General features: G+C 70.7%; 17 protein-coding genes and 1 tRNA gene. 17 read left to right on the top strand and 1 reads right to left on the bottom strand.

What is annotated here, in order from left to right; translation table 11 throughout:
• Window positions 1-33: 33 nt before the first annotated feature.
• The 15 genes from RVR_RS15940 to RVR_RS16010 all read left to right on the top strand — a co-directional run bounded on the left by RVR_RS15940 (window position 34) and on the right by RVR_RS16010 (window position 15,732).
• Window positions 34-1,059 (top strand): DUF3560 domain-containing protein, encoded by a 1,026-nt coding sequence (locus RVR_RS15940; protein ID WP_202234489.1) that lies wholly within the window; start codon window positions 34-36, stop codon window positions 1,057-1,059.
• Window positions 1,060-1,195: 136 nt separating this feature from the next.
• Window positions 1,196-1,594, top strand: coding sequence for a hypothetical protein (locus tag RVR_RS15945; protein WP_202234490.1), 399 nt, complete (start codon window positions 1,196-1,198; stop codon window positions 1,592-1,594).
• A 77-nt stretch (window positions 1,595-1,671) separates the two neighbouring features.
• Window positions 1,672-2,499: a methyltransferase gene (locus RVR_RS15950; RefSeq protein WP_202234491.1), complete on the top strand. Its 828-nt coding sequence runs from the start codon at window positions 1,672-1,674 to the stop codon at window positions 2,497-2,499.
• A gap of 121 nt (window positions 2,500-2,620) precedes the next feature.
• Window positions 2,621-5,425 carry a DNA cytosine methyltransferase gene (locus RVR_RS37605; RefSeq protein WP_237404774.1) on the top strand — a complete coding sequence of 935 codons (2,805 nt, stop codon included), beginning with the start codon at window positions 2,621-2,623 and terminating at the stop codon, window positions 5,423-5,425.
• Window positions 5,426-5,535: 110 nt separating this feature from the next.
• Window positions 5,536-5,787: a hypothetical protein gene (locus RVR_RS15960; RefSeq protein ID WP_202234492.1), complete on the top strand. Its 252-nt coding sequence runs from the start codon at window positions 5,536-5,538 to the stop codon at window positions 5,785-5,787.
• A 127-nt stretch (window positions 5,788-5,914) separates the two neighbouring features.
• Window positions 5,915-7,126: a magnesium chelatase domain-containing protein gene (locus tag RVR_RS15965; protein ID WP_202234493.1), complete on the top strand. Its 1,212-nt coding sequence runs from the start codon at window positions 5,915-5,917 to the stop codon at window positions 7,124-7,126.
• Between the two features lie 80 nt (window positions 7,127-7,206).
• Window positions 7,207-7,872, top strand: a complete 666-nt coding sequence (locus tag RVR_RS15970) for a hypothetical protein (protein WP_202234494.1) — start codon at window positions 7,207-7,209, stop codon at window positions 7,870-7,872.
• A gap of 142 nt (window positions 7,873-8,014) precedes the next feature.
• A complete protein-coding gene (locus RVR_RS15975) occupies window positions 8,015-9,256 on the top strand; it encodes a ParB/RepB/Spo0J family partition protein (RefSeq protein WP_202234495.1) in 1,242 nt (413 codons plus the stop codon).
• 74 nt (window positions 9,257-9,330) lie between these two features.
• Complete coding sequence (locus RVR_RS15980) at window positions 9,331-9,846, top strand: DUF488 family protein (RefSeq protein ID WP_202234496.1); 516 nt, start codon at window positions 9,331-9,333, stop codon at window positions 9,844-9,846.
• A gap of 506 nt (window positions 9,847-10,352) precedes the next feature.
• Complete coding sequence (locus tag RVR_RS15985; protein ID WP_202234497.1) at window positions 10,353-10,817, top strand: hypothetical protein; 465 nt, start codon at window positions 10,353-10,355, stop codon at window positions 10,815-10,817.
• A gap of 28 nt (window positions 10,818-10,845) precedes the next feature.
• A tRNA-OTHER gene (locus RVR_RS15990) sits at window positions 10,846-10,922 on the top strand.
• 196 nt (window positions 10,923-11,118) lie between these two features.
• Window positions 11,119-12,573, top strand: a complete 1,455-nt coding sequence (locus RVR_RS15995) for a putative antirestriction adenine methyltransferase (protein ID WP_202234498.1) — start codon at window positions 11,119-11,121, stop codon at window positions 12,571-12,573.
• Window positions 12,540-13,346, top strand: a complete 807-nt coding sequence (locus tag RVR_RS16000; protein WP_202234499.1) for a ParB N-terminal domain-containing protein — start codon at window positions 12,540-12,542, stop codon at window positions 13,344-13,346. The genes RVR_RS15995 and RVR_RS16000 overlap by 34 nt, the downstream gene beginning before the upstream one ends.
• A 116-nt stretch (window positions 13,347-13,462) precedes the next feature.
• The gene (locus RVR_RS16005; RefSeq protein WP_202234500.1) at window positions 13,463-14,158 is read left to right on the top strand and encodes a hypothetical protein; all 696 of its coding nucleotides are present in this window, start codon (window positions 13,463-13,465) and stop codon (window positions 14,156-14,158) included.
• A complete protein-coding gene (locus RVR_RS16010) occupies window positions 14,155-15,732 on the top strand; it encodes a terminase large subunit domain-containing protein (RefSeq protein WP_202234501.1) in 1,578 nt (525 codons plus the stop codon). Before RVR_RS16005 ends, RVR_RS16010 begins: the two co-directional genes overlap by 4 nt.
• A 2-nt stretch (window positions 15,733-15,734) precedes the next feature.
• On the opposite strand, the gene RVR_RS16015 is transcribed toward RVR_RS16010, so the two are convergent.
• Window positions 15,735-15,929 (bottom strand): hypothetical protein, encoded by a 195-nt coding sequence (locus tag RVR_RS16015; RefSeq protein WP_202234502.1) that lies wholly within the window; start codon window positions 15,927-15,929, stop codon window positions 15,735-15,737.
• 49 nt (window positions 15,930-15,978) lie between these two features.
• Between RVR_RS16015 and RVR_RS16020 the strand changes: the two genes are divergently transcribed.
• Together RVR_RS16020 and RVR_RS16025 are read left to right on the top strand one after the other, a co-directional pair.
• Window positions 15,979-16,275: a hypothetical protein gene (locus tag RVR_RS16020; protein WP_202234503.1), complete on the top strand. Its 297-nt coding sequence runs from the start codon at window positions 15,979-15,981 to the stop codon at window positions 16,273-16,275.
• 40 nt (window positions 16,276-16,315) lie between these two features.
• Window positions 16,316-16,567: a hypothetical protein gene (locus RVR_RS16025; protein ID WP_202234504.1), complete on the top strand. Its 252-nt coding sequence runs from the start codon at window positions 16,316-16,318 to the stop codon at window positions 16,565-16,567.
• Window positions 16,568-16,572 lie beyond the last annotated feature (5 nt).

A 16,572-nucleotide genomic window follows, 5' to 3' on the forward strand; every position in this document is an offset into this window, starting at 1 on the left:
CCGCCGGGCCCCCGGACACCAGGAGTTGCAGACATGGCAGAGATCACGATCAAACACACGCGGGCCGAGGGGACGCTGATCCTCGGATCGCAGCCCAAGGACGGCGTCCTGGAGGCGCTGAACCCGTGGGGCTTCCGCTACGCCCGCTCCGTCGGGTTCGTCTACCTCCGAGGCTCCCGGGACCGTACCGCGGACATGCGCCGGATCAACGGCGCCAAGGCCGCCCTGGAGGCCGCCCAGCACACGGTGACCCTGGACATCGACGAGACCGTCCGGCGCGCGTTCGGGGAGGCCGAGACCGAGCGGTACGAGCGGGCCGGAGCCCGCACCGAGCGCTTCGACGCCAGAGCGGACCGCCTCCAGGAGTCCTCTGACGAGAAGTGGGCGCGCGGCCGTCAGATCGCCGCGAGCTACCAGGGCGAGCCGGTGAAGATCGACCACTACTCGGCCGGGCGGCACATGCGGGACCTCAACCGGGCGAAGACCCTGTTCGGGCAGTCGGTCACCGAGCAGCAGGAAGCGGACCGCTGCCGGGGCCGGGCAGACAGCGCGGCGTACTACGAGGAGGGCCGCAAGCACCCGGGCACGACCATCCGCCGCCTGGAGCGACTGAACGCCGAGCGGCGCCAGGTGGAGCGGCAGATGGAACGGGTGGTCAGGACCGCCGAGGGGTGCGCGGAGGCGAGCAACCCCCTCGACCCCCAGTTGATCGTGGAGCAGCTCGTCAAGCTCGACGCCGATCACCACGACCTGTGCGACCAGATCGCCCACTGGGACGCCCACCTCGCCGAGGTCCAGGCGGCCGGCGTGAAGGTGTGGGGGAAGGCCGACTTCGCGCCCGGCGACTACGCCCAGCTCGGCGACCGCTGGTACCTGGTCCTCCGGGCCAACGCGAAGTCCCTGACCGTCCCGAGGTCGGTGGACTGGAAGGCCCGGGTCTACAACCGGGACAACCAGGCCGGGACGTCCACGAGCACCCTCCCGTACGACAAGGTCATGGGCCGGATGAGCGGCGCGGAGATGGACGCGCGCCTCCGGGCGGACGACGCGGCGGTGTAGCTGGCAGGGGGCCTGCCACGGCGGGCCCCCTGACGCTTTCTTGACCAAACTTATTTGGATATCAGAGTTACCCCAGATGTATTTGGTCAATGAAGAAGGTGTAACACACACCACCACAAACCCCAGGGAGCCCGACATGGCCACCATCACCATCCCCACCTTCACCACCACCGTCCCCGCCTCGGAGCTGGAGGCCGGAATGGCGGTCTGGCTCGACGGTGACCGCCGGTGGGTCTTCGAGGCCACGGTCGACGGCGAGAGCATCCGGCTCCGGATCGAGGGCTTCACCACTCCCTTCACCGTCCCGGCCGGCTGGACGTACACGGTCCACACCCCGATCACCCCCAGCTGGATCACCGCGGCGGAGCTGGAGGCCGGGATGCAGATCCGGATGGACGGCATCCGCCGGGTCTACGAGGCCGAGATCGACGGCGACACGATGCGATTCCGGGTCGAGGGCTTCTCCACCCCCTTCACCGTCCCGGTCGGCTGGCAGTACTCGGCCTACATCGCGCCGGCCACCTCCGCGGCCTAACCCTCCCTGACCACGAGCGCCCCGCCACGGCGGGCGGGGCGCCCTCAGCCATGCCCGCACGCACAAAGGAGCGCCCCATGCAGATCCCCAACGACCTCCTCACCGTCCTCACCGACCCCCGCACCGTCATCAGCGGCGACCGCGTACAGGTCCCCTTCGAGCTGGACGCGGCGCTCTACAAGCGGATGAACACGATGCTCAAGGACATCGGCGGCCGGTGGGACGGCCGGAAGGCGGTCCGCGCCCACACCTTCCCCTTCCCGGTCGAGGAGTTCATGCGGGCCTGCCTGGCCGCCGGGGCCTGGCCCTCCCGCTTCGACCAGGGTTGGTACCCGACCCCGCCCGCGGTGGCCTTCGACATGCTGGAGCACGCCTCGATCCGGGTCGGCCACACGGTCCTGGAGCCCTCGGCCGGCACCGGCGTGCTCGCCCAGCGGGCCGCCGACCAGATGGGCATCGTCGACTGCGTCGAGATCGACCCCCGCCGAGCCCACGTCCTGCGCGAACTCGGAGTCGCCCGCCGGGTCATCGAAGGCGACTTCCTCGACCTCGACCCGACCGTCATCGACGAGCCGTACGACCGGATCTTGATGAACCCCCCGTTCGGCGACGCCATCAGCCACGTCATGCACGCCCTGGGCTTCCTGCGCGACGGCGGAACCCTGATCGCGGTCATGCCGGAGTCGATCAACTGGCACAGCGACCGCAAGGCCGTCGACTTCCGGCGGCTCGTCACCGACGCCGAGGGCGACATCATCCCGCTCCCCGACGACGCGTTCCTCTCGTCCGGCACGCAGGTCCGCACGGTCCTCCTCCGGCTCGACGCCGACCCCGACGGCCCTCTCCCCACCCACGGCTGGCACCAGCGCCAGCCGCTCCAGCTCGACCTGTTCGCCACGGCCTGAACTGCGGTTTTCCTGACGATTTATTGGCCAAATCAATCTGGATAACGAGGTTATCCAGGTGGGTTCGGTCAATGAAAGAGGACGACACACACCACCCCACCACCCGAAGGGAACGGACCGAATGCCCTACACCTCCACCACCACCCGCGCGATGGCCTCAACCGCCGGAGGCGCCCAGACCTACGCCCGCCGGCGCCGGTCGGCGGCCTACAAGCACGACGGCACCGAGCTGTCGGTCATGGACTGGTTTTGTGCGGACACCAAGACCGAGATCCTGACCTCCCACGGCTGGCGGCGCTACGACCAGGTGCAGGTCGGCGACCTGGTGGCCAGCCTCAACACCGAGGACGGCATCGCCCGCTGGGTGCCGGTCCAGCGGATGAACGTCTTCCAGGTGACCGACGCGAAGATGCTGAGGGTAGAGGGCAAGGCCCTCTCGGCGCTGGTGACGGAGGGCCACCGCTGGCCCGTCCAGCAGCGCGGCGGCAAGGCGGGCACCAAGCGCACGACCTGGCAGGTGCGCACCTCCGACCAGCTCACGCTCGAATCGTCGGTCGTCCGGAGCGCCCCCTTCGAGGCCCCGACGGACAGCGACCACGATGACGCGCTGGTCGAGCTGGTCGGCTGGGCCTGGACCGAAGGCAGCTACCGCGAGAACGGCGGGCTGCACCTCTCTCAATCGCCCTCGGTTAACCCGGCGAAGTGCGAGCGGATCGAGCGGGCGCTGACTGCCCTGTACGGGCCGCCCATCGGCCGGTCCGGGCGCCAGAGGGGCGTACCGGCCTGGAATGTCGGCGAGTACGAGGGCACCAGGTACTGGCGGCTCAACGTGGCAGCCGCGGCCCCCATCATCGCCGCCGCCCCCGACCGCGTCCTTGACCCGGCCTGGCTACTCACCCTGACCGCCAGTCAGCTTGACCTGCTCATCGAGGCATCGATGCTCGCCGACGGCACCACCCGGGTACGGGACGGCTCGCGAGACTCCTCCCTCTCCCAGAACCGGCGGGACCGCGCGGAAGGGTTCCAGATCGCGGCCATCCTCGCGGGCCGGACGACCTCCCTCAACCGCTGGGAGATCCAGCACAAGGGCGAGGCGTACCCGATGTGGCGGGTATCGCTCCTGGAGCGAGTGACCGCCAAGCCCCTCCGCCAAGCGGTCGCCGAGTGGACGACGCACACCGGCACCGTCTGGTGCCCGACGGTCGAGTACGGCACGTGGCTCTGTCGGCGCAACGGCCTGGTCCACTGGACCGGCAACTGTGGGGCCGGAGGCTCCACCCAGGGCGCGGACGCCGTCCCGAACGTCAGGGTGACCCGGGCGGCGAACCACTGGAAGCGGGCGATCGAGAGCCACGAGCGGAACTTCCCCGGCGTCGCCCACTACATCGGCGACATCCGCAAGGCCCCGGTCTGGGCCTGGCCGATCGCAGACATCCACTGGGGCTCGCCGGAGTGCACGAAGTGGTCCATCGCCCAGGGCAAGAAGCGCTCGTTCGCCAAGGCCGTACAGGGCGACCTGCTCGACCTCTACGCGGAGATGGAGGCCGAGAAGTTCCAGACCGAGGACGAGCGGGACAACGGCCCCACCGAGGAGGAAGAGGCCAGCCGGGCCCTGATGGAGGAGATCCCGCTCTACCTGCGGGGCGTCATCGAGCGCGGCGGGCTGGTCAAGGCGGGGGTCGTTGAGAACGTGGTCGACGTCCGGCAGTGGGCGGAGTGGGACCGCTGGATCCAGGAATTCCACAAGATGGGCTACCGGACCAAGCTGATCGCCCTGAACTCGATGCACGCCGACCCGCGCTCGGTGCACCGCGCCCCGCAGTCCCGCGACCGCCTCTACCTCGTGTACTGGCACCAGAGCCTCGGCCGCACCCCGAACTTCGAGAAGTGGCTGGCCCCCTCGGCGTTCTGCACCGGCTGCGGCGAGACGGTCAAGGCGCGGCAGGTGTTCCGGCGGGCCGGCGTCGACATGGGCCGGTACAAGAGCCAGTACGACTACCGGTGCCCGAACACGAAGTGCGGCCACCAGATCGTGGAGCCGGAGACGATCCCGGCGGCGGCGGCCATCGACTGGTCGATCGCGGGCGGCCGGATCGGCGACCGCAAGACCCCCCTGGCGGACAAGACGATGCGGCGCATCCAGGCCGGGCTGGACAAGTTCGCCCGCCCGATGATGGTTCCCACCGGCGGCACCTGGCGGGACGCGGCCACCGACCTGCTCGACCCGATGCCGACCCGCACGACCCGCGAGAACGACGCGCTGGCGGTCCCCCCGCTCCTCGTCCCCTGCGACGGCCGCGAGGGCAAGAACGCCCGATCGATCTACGGACCGATGCAGACCCAGACGGCCAGGGCCGAGGCCGGGCTCGCGTGGCTGCCGTTCATCACCGAGATCCGGGGCGGGAGCAGCGACGTCCGAGCGATCACCGACCCGCTCGCGACGGTCTGCGCCAGCGGCAACCATCACGGCCTAGCCGCCGTCCCGATGCCGGGCATGATGATGCGGAACAACGGGTCGACCGGCAACGGCGGCGAGCACTGCACCGACCTGGCCGAGCCGATGCGGACCCTCACCACCACCGGCCACCAGTCCCTCGTCACCTGGGAACCCTTCCTGGCCCCGTACTACGGCAACGGGACCCCGCGCCCGGTCAGCGACCCCGTCGGCGCGATCTCCACCCGCGACCGCTTCGCGCTGATCCAGGGCGAGGTCAACATCGAAGACGTCCTGTTCCGGATGCTCCAGCCGCACGAGATCCAGAGGGCGATGGCCTTCGCCAGCGACTACGTGGTGCTCGGCTCGAAGCGGGACCGCGTCCGCCAGCTGGGCAACGCGGTCACCCCGCCCGCCGCGGAGGTCCTGATCTGCCTGCTCGCCGAGTGCATCACCGGCGAGGAGATCAGCCGCTACGACCTGGCCGCCTGATTGACGATTTCTTGACCAAATTACTTTGGATATCAGGGTTACCCCAGAGCGATTTGGTCAATGAAGAAGGTGTAACACACACCACCCACCACCACCCAGGGAGTCACACGGTGAACGCCAACACCACCCCCACCACGACGGAGACCGGAACCACCTCGGAGGTCAAGGACGACGGCGGCCTCCTCCTCACCGCCGACGACGTCAAGGCCATCACCCCCTGGCTCCGGAAGGCCCTCACGGACCACCCCAAGGAGGACGAGAACTCGGACGCCTGCCAGGTGTTCTCGCTGCTCCTCAGGTTCGGCCACACCCACAACGGAACGGCCCCCTTCTCGCGGGAGACCTGTATCTGCCGGGGCTGACCCGGCCGGGCGGCCGGCCAGACGGCCGGCCGCCCCCGGAGCGGACCGCGCGACGGGCCTCGGCCCGGTGCGCGCCGCCCGCCCCGGAGCCGCCGACGGCACTCCACCACCCAGAAAGGGCCAGCCCATGAGCGACAACCGCACGGATTCCATGATCGCCAACAACGCGCACTTCCGGCAGCACTGCGGGGGCGGCGACATCACCGGCCTCCACGAGAACCCCACCGTCCCCCGGGCCGCCAACCACGACGCCCTGGCCGTCCAGACCGACCCGACGACCGCGGCCCTCTCCCACGCCAGCGAGGACGCCTACCTCACCGCCAGGCGCGCCCGCACCGTCCTCCTGCGCAACAGCACCGAGTACGTGGCCCGCCTCATCCGGCAGGCCCTCCCCGAGGCGGCCGTCATGACGGTCGACACCGAGGAGAAGGAACTCCACGCGGTCCTCGACGGCGACGGCAAGACCATCTGGTACGCGCCCGCCAGCCCTAAGAGCGACCTCCACGACGGCCTGGTGGACGACATCAACGGCGTCCTGTCCGACGCGATCCCCTTCGGCGGGCTCGCCGGAGCCGGATGGGAGGTCGCCGACCAGGGCGAGCCGTACCGCACGGTGACCCTCCCCGAAGGCGAGCACACCGCGCGGCGCACGGCGGCCACCTCGTTCCCCACCCCGAAGGGCATGGCCACGGTGACCGCCGAGTTCACCCCCGGCGGCACCCCGGCCTTCTGGATGACCGGCCCGAACTCGGCGGTCGACCGCGAGACCCGCGACCGCATCCGCGCGGCCATCGTGAACAGCGAGCTGGAGTGGGAGCCCGGCACCATGCGGATCGATACCCACTGGGCGGTCCTCCGGTCCGGCTCCAGCTCCGACCTGGCCCTGGCCTGCACCGCCCTCGCGGCGGCCGGCACCATCGACCCGGCCGCACTGAACGGCGTGGCCCTGATCGGCGAACTGGGCCTCGACGGCCGGGTCCGGCCCGTGCGCGAAGTCACCGCGGCCGTCAGCATCGCCCAGGCCGCCGGATGCATGAAGGTCATCGTGGCCACCGACGACTTCGACGAGGTCAGCCGGAACGAGGACATCACCCCGGTCGGCGCGAACAGCCTCCCGTCGGTGCTGAGCTTCCTCGAGGAGATGCACGAGCCCACCACCACCGAGCCGGAGGCCCGGCCGGCGGGGACGCCGGGAGAGGACGCCGGGCCGTGCGCCCAGTGCGACCGGCTGCTGATCTGGGACGGCACCGGCAAGCGCCTGAACGACGAGTGGGGCGAGTACCTGTGCTACCGCCCCCGCAAGGACGGCGGCAGCGCGGTGCACGTCCTGGCCCAGTAGCGGCCCCCGGGCGGGCCGGGGGCCAGCGCCCCCGGCCCGCCCTCACCTCCACCCCACGAGCCAGAGAAGGGACGGCCCCGATGACCTGGGCCCTGCGACCGATCTACCTCCCCGACAGCCACCTGCCCCACGGCATCGCCGACGGAAACCCGACCTGCCGGGCCTGCGGCACCTCCTGGCCGTGCGCCATCGCGGGCGAGTACCTGAGCGCCGGACGGTGCGTCTGCGGCGCGGCCACCTGGCACGACAGGACGACGCCCCGCCGGTGGCACGACGGCCCCCGCTGCTACACGACGGAGGAAGCCGTCCAGGCCGAGGCCGCGAAGCTCCGGCCCGCCCGCCCGCACTACCCGCCGAGCCACTACTACCCGCCGAAGCCCGCGCGGCCGGTGAAGCAGCGCCCGCCCTACCGGCACACCACGGCCGGACCCGGCGACGTCGGACTCGGCACGTGGGTCTGGGTCGCTCCTGGGGCACTGCACCCCGGGTGGGGCGACATCCACCACCTGGCCATGATCACCGCCCTCGGCGGCCCGAAGTGCGAGGTGTGGCTGATCCTCGACGGCACCGCGCACCAGGCGCGCGCCGACCGCCTCACCCTCTCCACCTCGGCCGGACAGCGCGCCACCGGCGGCGCCTGGCTGCGCTGGACCATCGCCCAGCACCTCGCCCACCGGGTGGCCGGCGAGCCCGCCGAGCCCACCGTCCAGGCCGCCCAGCTCGACCTGTTCGGCGCACCGGCCTGAGCGCCAGAAACGCCGCTGACCTGCGGGTTTGCTTGCCGATTCCTTGACCAAACTCCTTTGGATAACAGAGTTACCCCGGATGCATTTGGTCAATGAAGAAGGTGTAACACCAACCACCACCCCACCACCCACGGAGGGCACCATGACCGCCACCACCACCGCGACCGCCACCGACCAGGCCCCGAAGGCGGACCGGAAGAAGGCGGCCCCGGCCCGGAAGGCGGCCACCCGGCCGGCGACCACGAAGGCCCCGACGGCGAAGAAGGCGGCCACGAAGGCCCCCGCGAGGAAGGCCCCCGCGAGGAAGGCCCCGGCGAAGAAGGCGGCCGAGCCCACCCCGGCGGAACTCAAGACCGCGCTCAAGACCATCCCCACCGACCGCATCGACCGCGACGAGAACCAGCCCCGCGAGATCTTCGACCAGGACGCCCTCCAGGAACTGGCCGACAGCATGAAGGAGATCGGCCAGCAGCAGGCCATCACCGTGCGCTACCTTCCCGCCTCGAAGCGCTACACGATCATCTCGGGCGAGCGCCGGTGGCGGGCGGCCGGCCTGGCCGGACTGACCGAGATGCACGCGATGGTCGTCCACGGCCTGGAGGGCGGCGCCGAGACGCTGGAGACGTTCACCCGGTCGGTCGCCGAGAACCTGGGCCGGGCGGACATGACCCCGCTGGAGGAGGCGAGGGCGTTCAAGAAGCTCCTCGACTTCGGCCTGGACGCCAACGAGGTCGCCAAGCGGGTCGGACGGTCGTGGAACTACATCGACCTGCGGCTCTCGCTCCTCAAGCTGACGCCCGTGGTGCAGGAAGCGCTCCTCAAGGGCCACCTGCCGGTCGGCCTGGCCTGGTACGTGGCCCAGATCAGCACGGCCAATCAGAACGCATTCATCGCCCGTTGGAGCCGAGGCCAGTTCAACAGCCCCCGCGAGGCTGAGCAGTTCTGCACCCGAGTCCGCAACGAGGAGACCGAGGCGGCGAACCAGAGCGTGATGTTCATCCTGGCCGACGAGCCGAAGGAGCCTGGTACGGCCGGAGCTGAGGGCTTCTTCCCCGAGATGGAAGTGGACGTCGCCCGGCGCGAGCAGATCGTGGCCGACCGGCAGAAGCTCGTCGGCAAGATCGGCAAGCTGAGCACGGCCGGCGAGATCCTGAGCGAGATCGCCACGATGGACGTCGATGAGCTGGCGATCCTCCTCTCCGGCGCCCACGGCGGCATCCCGGGCAACCGGATGCGCATCGACCACCTCAAGGACGTGGCGAGCAAGGCGTCCCTGAACATCGCGAAGGCCGCCACCGCCGCGGCGGTCCGGGCTGGTTCTATCCGGATCGCCCCGGACGCCCTCCCTGCGGAGACCACCAAGACCACCGAGAACGCCGCCTGACGGCGCCGGGCCCCGGCCAGACGGCCGGGGCCCGGGTACCACCACCCACCACGAACAGTAAGGGAGCAGTCACCATGATCGACCTCAGCAGGCTGGACCTGAACGCCCCCGAGGCGCCCGCCGAACGGATCGAGGTCCCGCAGCCCCTCCAGCTCGCGACCACCCGCTACCAGAACTGGCGCGAGAGCAGCGGCTACCTCCCCGTCGGCGTCACCGTCGGCCGGCCCCGCTTCGTCCGCTACGACTTCGTGGCCGTGCCGGTCCTCGCCCCGCATGAGCTGATGAAGGGTCGTTTCGCCAAGATCGACAACATCGAGATCGAGCGGAAGATCTACCGCGAGCGCCTGCGGGTCCGGGAGGCGGAGATCCTGGCGGCGCTGGAGGAGCTGGCCCACAAGTACCCAGAGGTCCCCGCGGCCCTGATGTGCTTCGAGGACGTCAACGGTGGGCTGGACTGCCACCGCCGATGGGCGGCCGAGTGGTTCGGGCAGCGGTTCGGCTGGGACGTCCCCGAGCTGCCCAACCCGGCCGGGATGGCACCGGCCCGGCCGAAGAAGCCGAAGCCCGAGGAGCCGCCGACCCTGTTCTGACCGCTGATCGACCGGTGGCCGGGGAGCCGACGCTCCCCGGCCACCAGCCGCTCTCATGACCCAACGGAGACACGGTGAACCCCACCCCCCGCCCGCTTCCCCCTCGCTCACAGGCCGCCCTGGACGCGTTCCTGGCTCGCCTCGCGGAGCACGGTGCAACCCTCATCGAGCCCCAGTGGCTCGGCGTCGATCGTCCCCACCGCGTCCGGTGCGCGCAGGGGCACGACTGCACGCCTCGACCGAAAGACGTTGCCACGGGTGGCGGCATCTGCCGGGCTTGCGCTGGGCAAGACCCGAGGACGGCAGAGTCGGCGTTCCGGGCCCGCCTCGCCGAACTCGGCGCCACCCTCCTGGAGGCCACCTGGCTGGGTAACAAGACGCGGCATCGTGTCCGCTGCGTCCAGGGGCACGACTGCGCTGTATGGCCAAGCAGCGTCGATCGCGGACGTGGCGTCTGCCGGACCTGCGCAGGGTCAGATCCCAAGACGGCCGAGGCAGCGTTCCGGGTGCGCCTTGAGGAGATCGGCGCCACTCTGCTCGAACCCACCTGGCTCGGAAACCAGACGTCCCACCGGGTGCGATGCGCCAAGGGCCACCACTGCACCCCACGCCCCACCAACGTCATGTCAGGACAGGGCATCTGCTCGATCTGCGCGGGTGCCTGGGACGTGCTGTACGTCGTCGCCGACCAGTGGAGCGAGCTGGTGAAGGTCGGCATCACCTCCGGCGACCCCCGCCCCCGGTTGGGTGAGCATCGGCGGCAACTCGGCCTGGACCAAGTGGTGCGCCTCCTTACCGGCCTGCCCGACGGCGCGGCCTACCAGCTTGAGCAGACGGTCTTGGTCGCCCTGCGGGACGCTGGCGTGTATCCGGTGTGGGGGAAAGAGACGTTCTACGCCCCCCGGGCACTCCGCCGGATGCTCGACCTGGTCGACGGCTACCGCCCGATGTCGGAGCGACACCCTGAGTGACTGGTACTGTCCTCCCTGCGACAAGCCCCCGCGGGCAGCTCGATTGGATGGAGCACCGGCTTCTTAGCCGGAAGGTTGGAGGTTCGAGTCCTCCTCCGCGGTCCACCCCGATCCCCTCGGCCACCTGGCCGGGGGGATCTTCGTTCGCCCACAACGGCTTCCCTCGCCGGCGACCGGCCCACCCTCCCCAACCACCGACCGGCGGCCACCGGGCCACCGGGTCCGCCCAGGTGAAGCGGCTACCCTTCCTCGCACGCTGCTGGTTGTGGGCCGAGCGAAGTACACCGCCCCAGGGACCCCCATGCCCGCTGGATTCGCTCAGCCCGGCGTCCTGTTCGCCGGCAACTCCTCAGCCCCAGACCGCGCCTTCTACCGACAGGTGTTCAACAAGCTCCCCCGCGACAAGTACACGCGGTACGTCGAGGTGGGGGTCGGTTCGTTCGCCGCCGCGCTCGTCGCCGCGAACGCGGGCATCCCCCCGGCGTCCATGGAGACGTCGGACGTGACCCTGTACACCGGCATCGTCGGCACCTGCGTCTCAGGCGGCGACCTGGCCGCGCTCGGCATGACCCTGGACGGCGACCCGGTCGACCTGCCGGACGCCCCGCTCCACGAGCAGGCCGCGCACATGCTGTACGTCCACTGGCTGGCCCGTATGCAGGCCAAGGGCGAAGCGGACTACTGGACCCACCTCGTCACCGACATGGTCGAGCGGGAAGACGTCCACAAGCAGCGCCTGGCCGACAGCCTCGCGTCGATCGCGGAACGGCTCCCCGGCGTGAAGTTCACCCCGAAGTGCATGTGGGACCACATCGCGGAGGCCGAGGACGACCCGCACGCGATCATCATCGCGGCGCCGCCGACGTACAAGGCCGGCTTCGAGAAGTTCTTCGACACCGGCGGCCGGGTCGACTGGGCGGAGCCCCCGTACTCGGTGTTCGACCCGGACGTCGACATGAAGCGGCTCGCCGACCACATGGAGGGCAAGGCGGCGCTGCTGATGTTCCTCCAGGAGGAGCGCACCGGCGTCTCGGCGCACCCGACGCCCGTGTTCGCGCACCCGCTCGGCGACACCGCCCGCGCGTACGTCATCTCGAACCGGCCCGAAGAGATCTTCAAGCTGACCGGCGGGCCGAAGGTCGCCCTGGGCATGTCCCGCTCGTACGCGCCGTCCGGCCTGCCGATCATCCCGCCCGACTACGAGATCACGAAGGACTCGCGGGTCGAGGTGATCCCGGTGAAGGGCACCGAGTGCGACTACTACCGCGACCTGTGGATGCACCGCCTCGCCGCGGCCCCCGGCTCGTACAACCTCCTCGTCGCCGTCGACGGCTACGCCGCCGGCGTCATCGGCTACGGCGCCGAGACGATGACCCGCCCCTACCCCGGCGCGACGAAGTACACGACCCACTTGCTGATGCGGTTCGCGTTCGGCGCCCCCCACCACTCGTACCGGCTGACCCGCCTGGCGACGATGTGCGCGCTGCGCCGCGACACCGCGAAGACCGTGTTCACCGGCGCCTCGGAAATCCTCCTCGCCGCGTCGAACGGCCTCGTCACCGTCGAGTACACCCGGCACCCCGAAGCGAAGGGCCTGCGCGGCCTGATGGCCCTGGAGTCCAGGGCCAAGCACCCCGACGGCTACAAGCTGTCGTACCGCGCCGACTGGAACACCGACACCCTCCACCACACCCTCACCACGTTCCTGACCAGGGAGAAGTCATGGCGCAAGAGCCGCAGCAAGACGACAGCATGACCAGCGACACCCCCGACGCGGCCGGCGTCCCCATGCCGATGGACACGATGCAGATCGGCGAGGACCTGTACATCCGCTGGGTCGACGTCACCTCGCTCCGCGAGCAGGACATCAACGCCCAGGTGATGCAGCCCCGGCACTTCGAGCGGCTGACCGGGAACATCCGCAAGCGCGGCGGCCTCGAATCCCTGCCGTACTGCCACCAGCCCGGCGGCGAGGGCCCCGTCGAGGTCATCTCCGGGCACCACCGCTCCCGCGCCGCCCGCGCCGCCGGCATCAACCGCATCCCCGCGATCATCGACACCCGCAAGATGCGCCGCTCCGAGGTCATCGCCAAGCAGATCGCGCACAACGAGCTGCACGGCAACCCCGACAAGGACGTCCTCGCACAGCTCGTCTCCATGATCGACAACGTGGACGACCTGATCGCCACCGGCCTCGACGAGGACCAGCTCCCCACCGTCGAAGCCGACGACACCAAGCTCGCCATCCCGCACGGCGAATTCGACTGGCGCTCCGCGACCCTGATGTTCCTCCCGCACCAGATGGAGGACTTCAAGGACGCCATCACCGCCATCGCCAGCGGCACAGACGTCGTCGGCGTCGCCTCCGTCGACCAGTTCGAGGACTTCGCCTCAGCGGTCTACGCCTTCGGCCGCAGCAAGGACGTCCGGAACTTCACCACGATGATCGCGCTCCTCACCGACATCGCCCGCCGCGAAGTCGAGCAAGCCGCCGCAGAAGCCGCCGCACAAGACGAGCCGGCCACCTGACCCACCCCCACACGGGACAGCCCGCGGTACGCCACCACGCACCGCGGGCCCCCGCACACCCCACCCCGAACCACCCCCGCGCACCCCCCGCGCAGGCACACAGGACCGAGACGCCCATGAGCGACCGCATCACCCTCGACCCCGCCCTCGACCCATGGGAACGGCAGACCGGCGAGACCCCCAAGCGCCACCAACGGTTCCTCGTCTTCCGCGACCTCGGCCTCACCAGAACCCTTGCAAAAGCGTCAGACGAGCTAGCACTTTCGTACAGCCATGTACGAGCCCTGGCAGCCCAGTACCGCTGGCAGGACCGCGCGAGCGCCTGGGACACGCACCAGCAGCGGCAGTACACCGCCGAGATGGAAGAGGAGCGCCGCCGCGCAGCCCGCGACGACATGAAGATCCTCCGCGTGATGACCGGCATGGTCGGCCAGGCCCTCCCGCACGTACAGCAGCAGGTCGGCGACATGACGATCGCCGAGTTCACCCGGTTCGTGGAGACCACGATGCGGCTGCGGCGGAACCTGTTCGGTGATCCGACGGAGACGATCGCGGTCACAGGCGCCGGGGGCGACCCGCTCACGGTGCAGGTCGCGGAGTTCTCCCAGATGGCGCCGGAGCAGCGGCGGGTACGTCTCGCCGAGCTGGCCGCGTCGGTGTCGCGGCGGGTCCGCGCTCTCGACGGGGAGGACGACGACGAGGGCGACGACGTGGTGGACCTGCCGCCCGACGACGAGGACGATGACGCCGGCGAGGACGACGGCGGGCCGGCCGTCCCGCTCCCGGCCGAGGGCAGTGGTGGCGACGAGTGAGCGCGCTGTCCGCCGTCAGCGAGCTGGACCACCTTGACGACGAGGCCGTGTACCGCAGGCTCCAGGCCGCGAAGAAGGCGGCGGCCGGGGATCTGCTGCGGGACCCGGCGACGCTCGCCCGGGGCCTGGACGCCTCGTACCGGATGCGCCCGCACCTGCGGGTCATCAGCGAGGCGATGGTCGGGCTGGAGCGCGGCGAGTACGACCGGCTGCTGGTCCTGACCCCGGCCCAGGTCGGGAAGAGCACGACGGTCGCGGAGTGGGCGCCGTTCTGGTGGCTGTGCCTGCACCCGGAGGACCGGGCCGCGGTCGCCTCGTACTCCGACGACCTGGCGCTGCGCCGGGGTAAGGCGATCCGCCGGTACATCCAGGAGTACGGCGCCGAATTCGACCTGGCCCTGATGGCGGGGTCGGAGGCGGCGCAGGACTACGAGACGGAGCAGGGCGGCGGCGTCCGCTCGGTCAGCCTCGGGGCCGGCCTCACCGGCTTCTCGGTGAACCTGCTCGTGGTGGACGACCCGCACAAGGACCGGGCGGAAGCCGAGTCGGCGAAGATGCGGGAACGCGTCCACGACTGGTGGTCGTCGGCCGCCCTGAAACGATTGCAGCCGGACCGGAACGCCGTGGTGGCGATCCAGACCAGGTGGCATCCGGACGACTTCGCCGGGCGGCGCCTGGACGAGGACGGCCGCCTGGAGGACGGCGGCCGGTGGAAGGTCGTGCACCTGCCCGCCATCGCCGACGCCAAGTTCGGGCCGGATCCGCTCGGCCGCGCCCCCGGCGACCCGCTGCCCCACCCGAAGATCCCGACACGGAACCGGCGGGCGCTCCTCGCCTGGTGGGCGGACGTCAAGAAGACGTCGTCGGTGCGGGACTGGCACGCCCTGTCGCAGGGCGACCCGCAGCCGGCCGAGGGCGCGCTGGTGTCGCGGGACCTGCTCCGGGCGATCCGAGACGGCGTCACCCCCGTGGAGCCGCAGAAGATCGCCGTCAGCATCGACCCGTCCGGCGGCGGCCGGGACGTCGCCGGCGTCATCGGCGGGTTCCTCGGCGACGACAACCGGGTGTGGATCACGCATGACGTGTCGGCGGCGATGTCGTCGGTGGAGTGGTCCCGGCGGGCCTGCCTCCTGGCGCACGAGACGAACGCCGCCGTGATCTACGTGGAGTGGAACTTCGGCCGCGACATGTGCACGCTGGCGATCTCCACGGCGTGGAAGGCGTTGCAGGACGAGGGCACGATCCCCGAGAACAAGCTGATGCCGCTGATCGACGCCGTCCACGCCAAGCAGGGCAAGTTGCTCCGGGCGGAGCCGATCGCGCAGCAGATGATCGAGGACCGGGTACGGCTGCGCGGCATGATGACGGACCTGGAGAACGAGTGGGCGACGTGGATGCCGACCGACGCGGACAGCCCCGGCCGGATCGACGCCTCCTGTGTCCTCGTGTACGGCCTGATCCCCGAGGTCAACCAAGGTGCCATCGTCCACGCCCCGTTGCCGACGGCGCCGACCGGCGGGCGGGCCGCACCGCCCAGCTCGGCCGGCCCGTACGGGCGGCGGATCTCACGGTGACGTCAGCCGTTGAGCACGGCGCGCGGGACGAACAGCGTGCCGCCGTCGGCGTAACGGTCGTCTCCCTCAGGCAGGTAGAACATGACGTGGAGACCGGCGTCGTCCTCGACCTGGACGGATTGGACCGGGGAAGTCTCGGGGGCGGGGCGGAGGGCCGCGAGCAGCTCGGCATGGAACTCGTCAGGGGTGAGAGTCATGAGGCAACGGTACGAGTATCCGGCGGCTGCCCCGTGGGACACTGCCCGCATGGACGAGCGCAGCAGCGAACTGATCATCCGTGAGCACGTGGCCGCGAACCCGGAGTCGGGCCGGGCGCTGCTCCACGACCCCGAGTACGCGGCGGAGACGCACCGGCTGCGGGCCGTCCTCGACCACCTTGACGAGTCCCTGGCCGGCGAGGGCCTGACCGTCGAGGCCCGGCACCGCGTCGGCGTCCGTCTCGCAGCCGCCTGGCTCGGCACCGACGCCGCGCACGCCCGCGCGGAGTTCGCGAAGCAGCTCCTCGGCGACGGCCACGTACGGATTCCCGCCGACCTCCTGTAAGCGCGGCCGGCCACCCCCGGGACTCGGCCACACTGGACGGGTGATGAAGCTGCCCCGCGTGGAATGCCCGAAGTGCTCCCGGGAGATCGCGGCCGGGCCCGTCGCCGGCCGACTGACGAAGGGGCGTCTGTGGCGGCACGACGCCCCCGGCGCCCGCCGCGACGCCGAGGGCGTCCTCGTGTCCTGCGCCGGATCGCTGCTGATCGTGGACTGGCCCACCCCGGGCGTCCAGTTGGAGATCGCGATCGAGACGCCCCCCGAGGAGCCCGCCGACGCGATGGCCCTGTTCTGAACAAC

The sequence above is a fragment of the Streptomyces sp. SN-593 genome, assembly GCF_016756395.1.
Lineage (GTDB): Bacteria > Actinomycetota > Actinomycetes > Streptomycetales > Streptomycetaceae > Actinacidiphila > Actinacidiphila reveromycinica.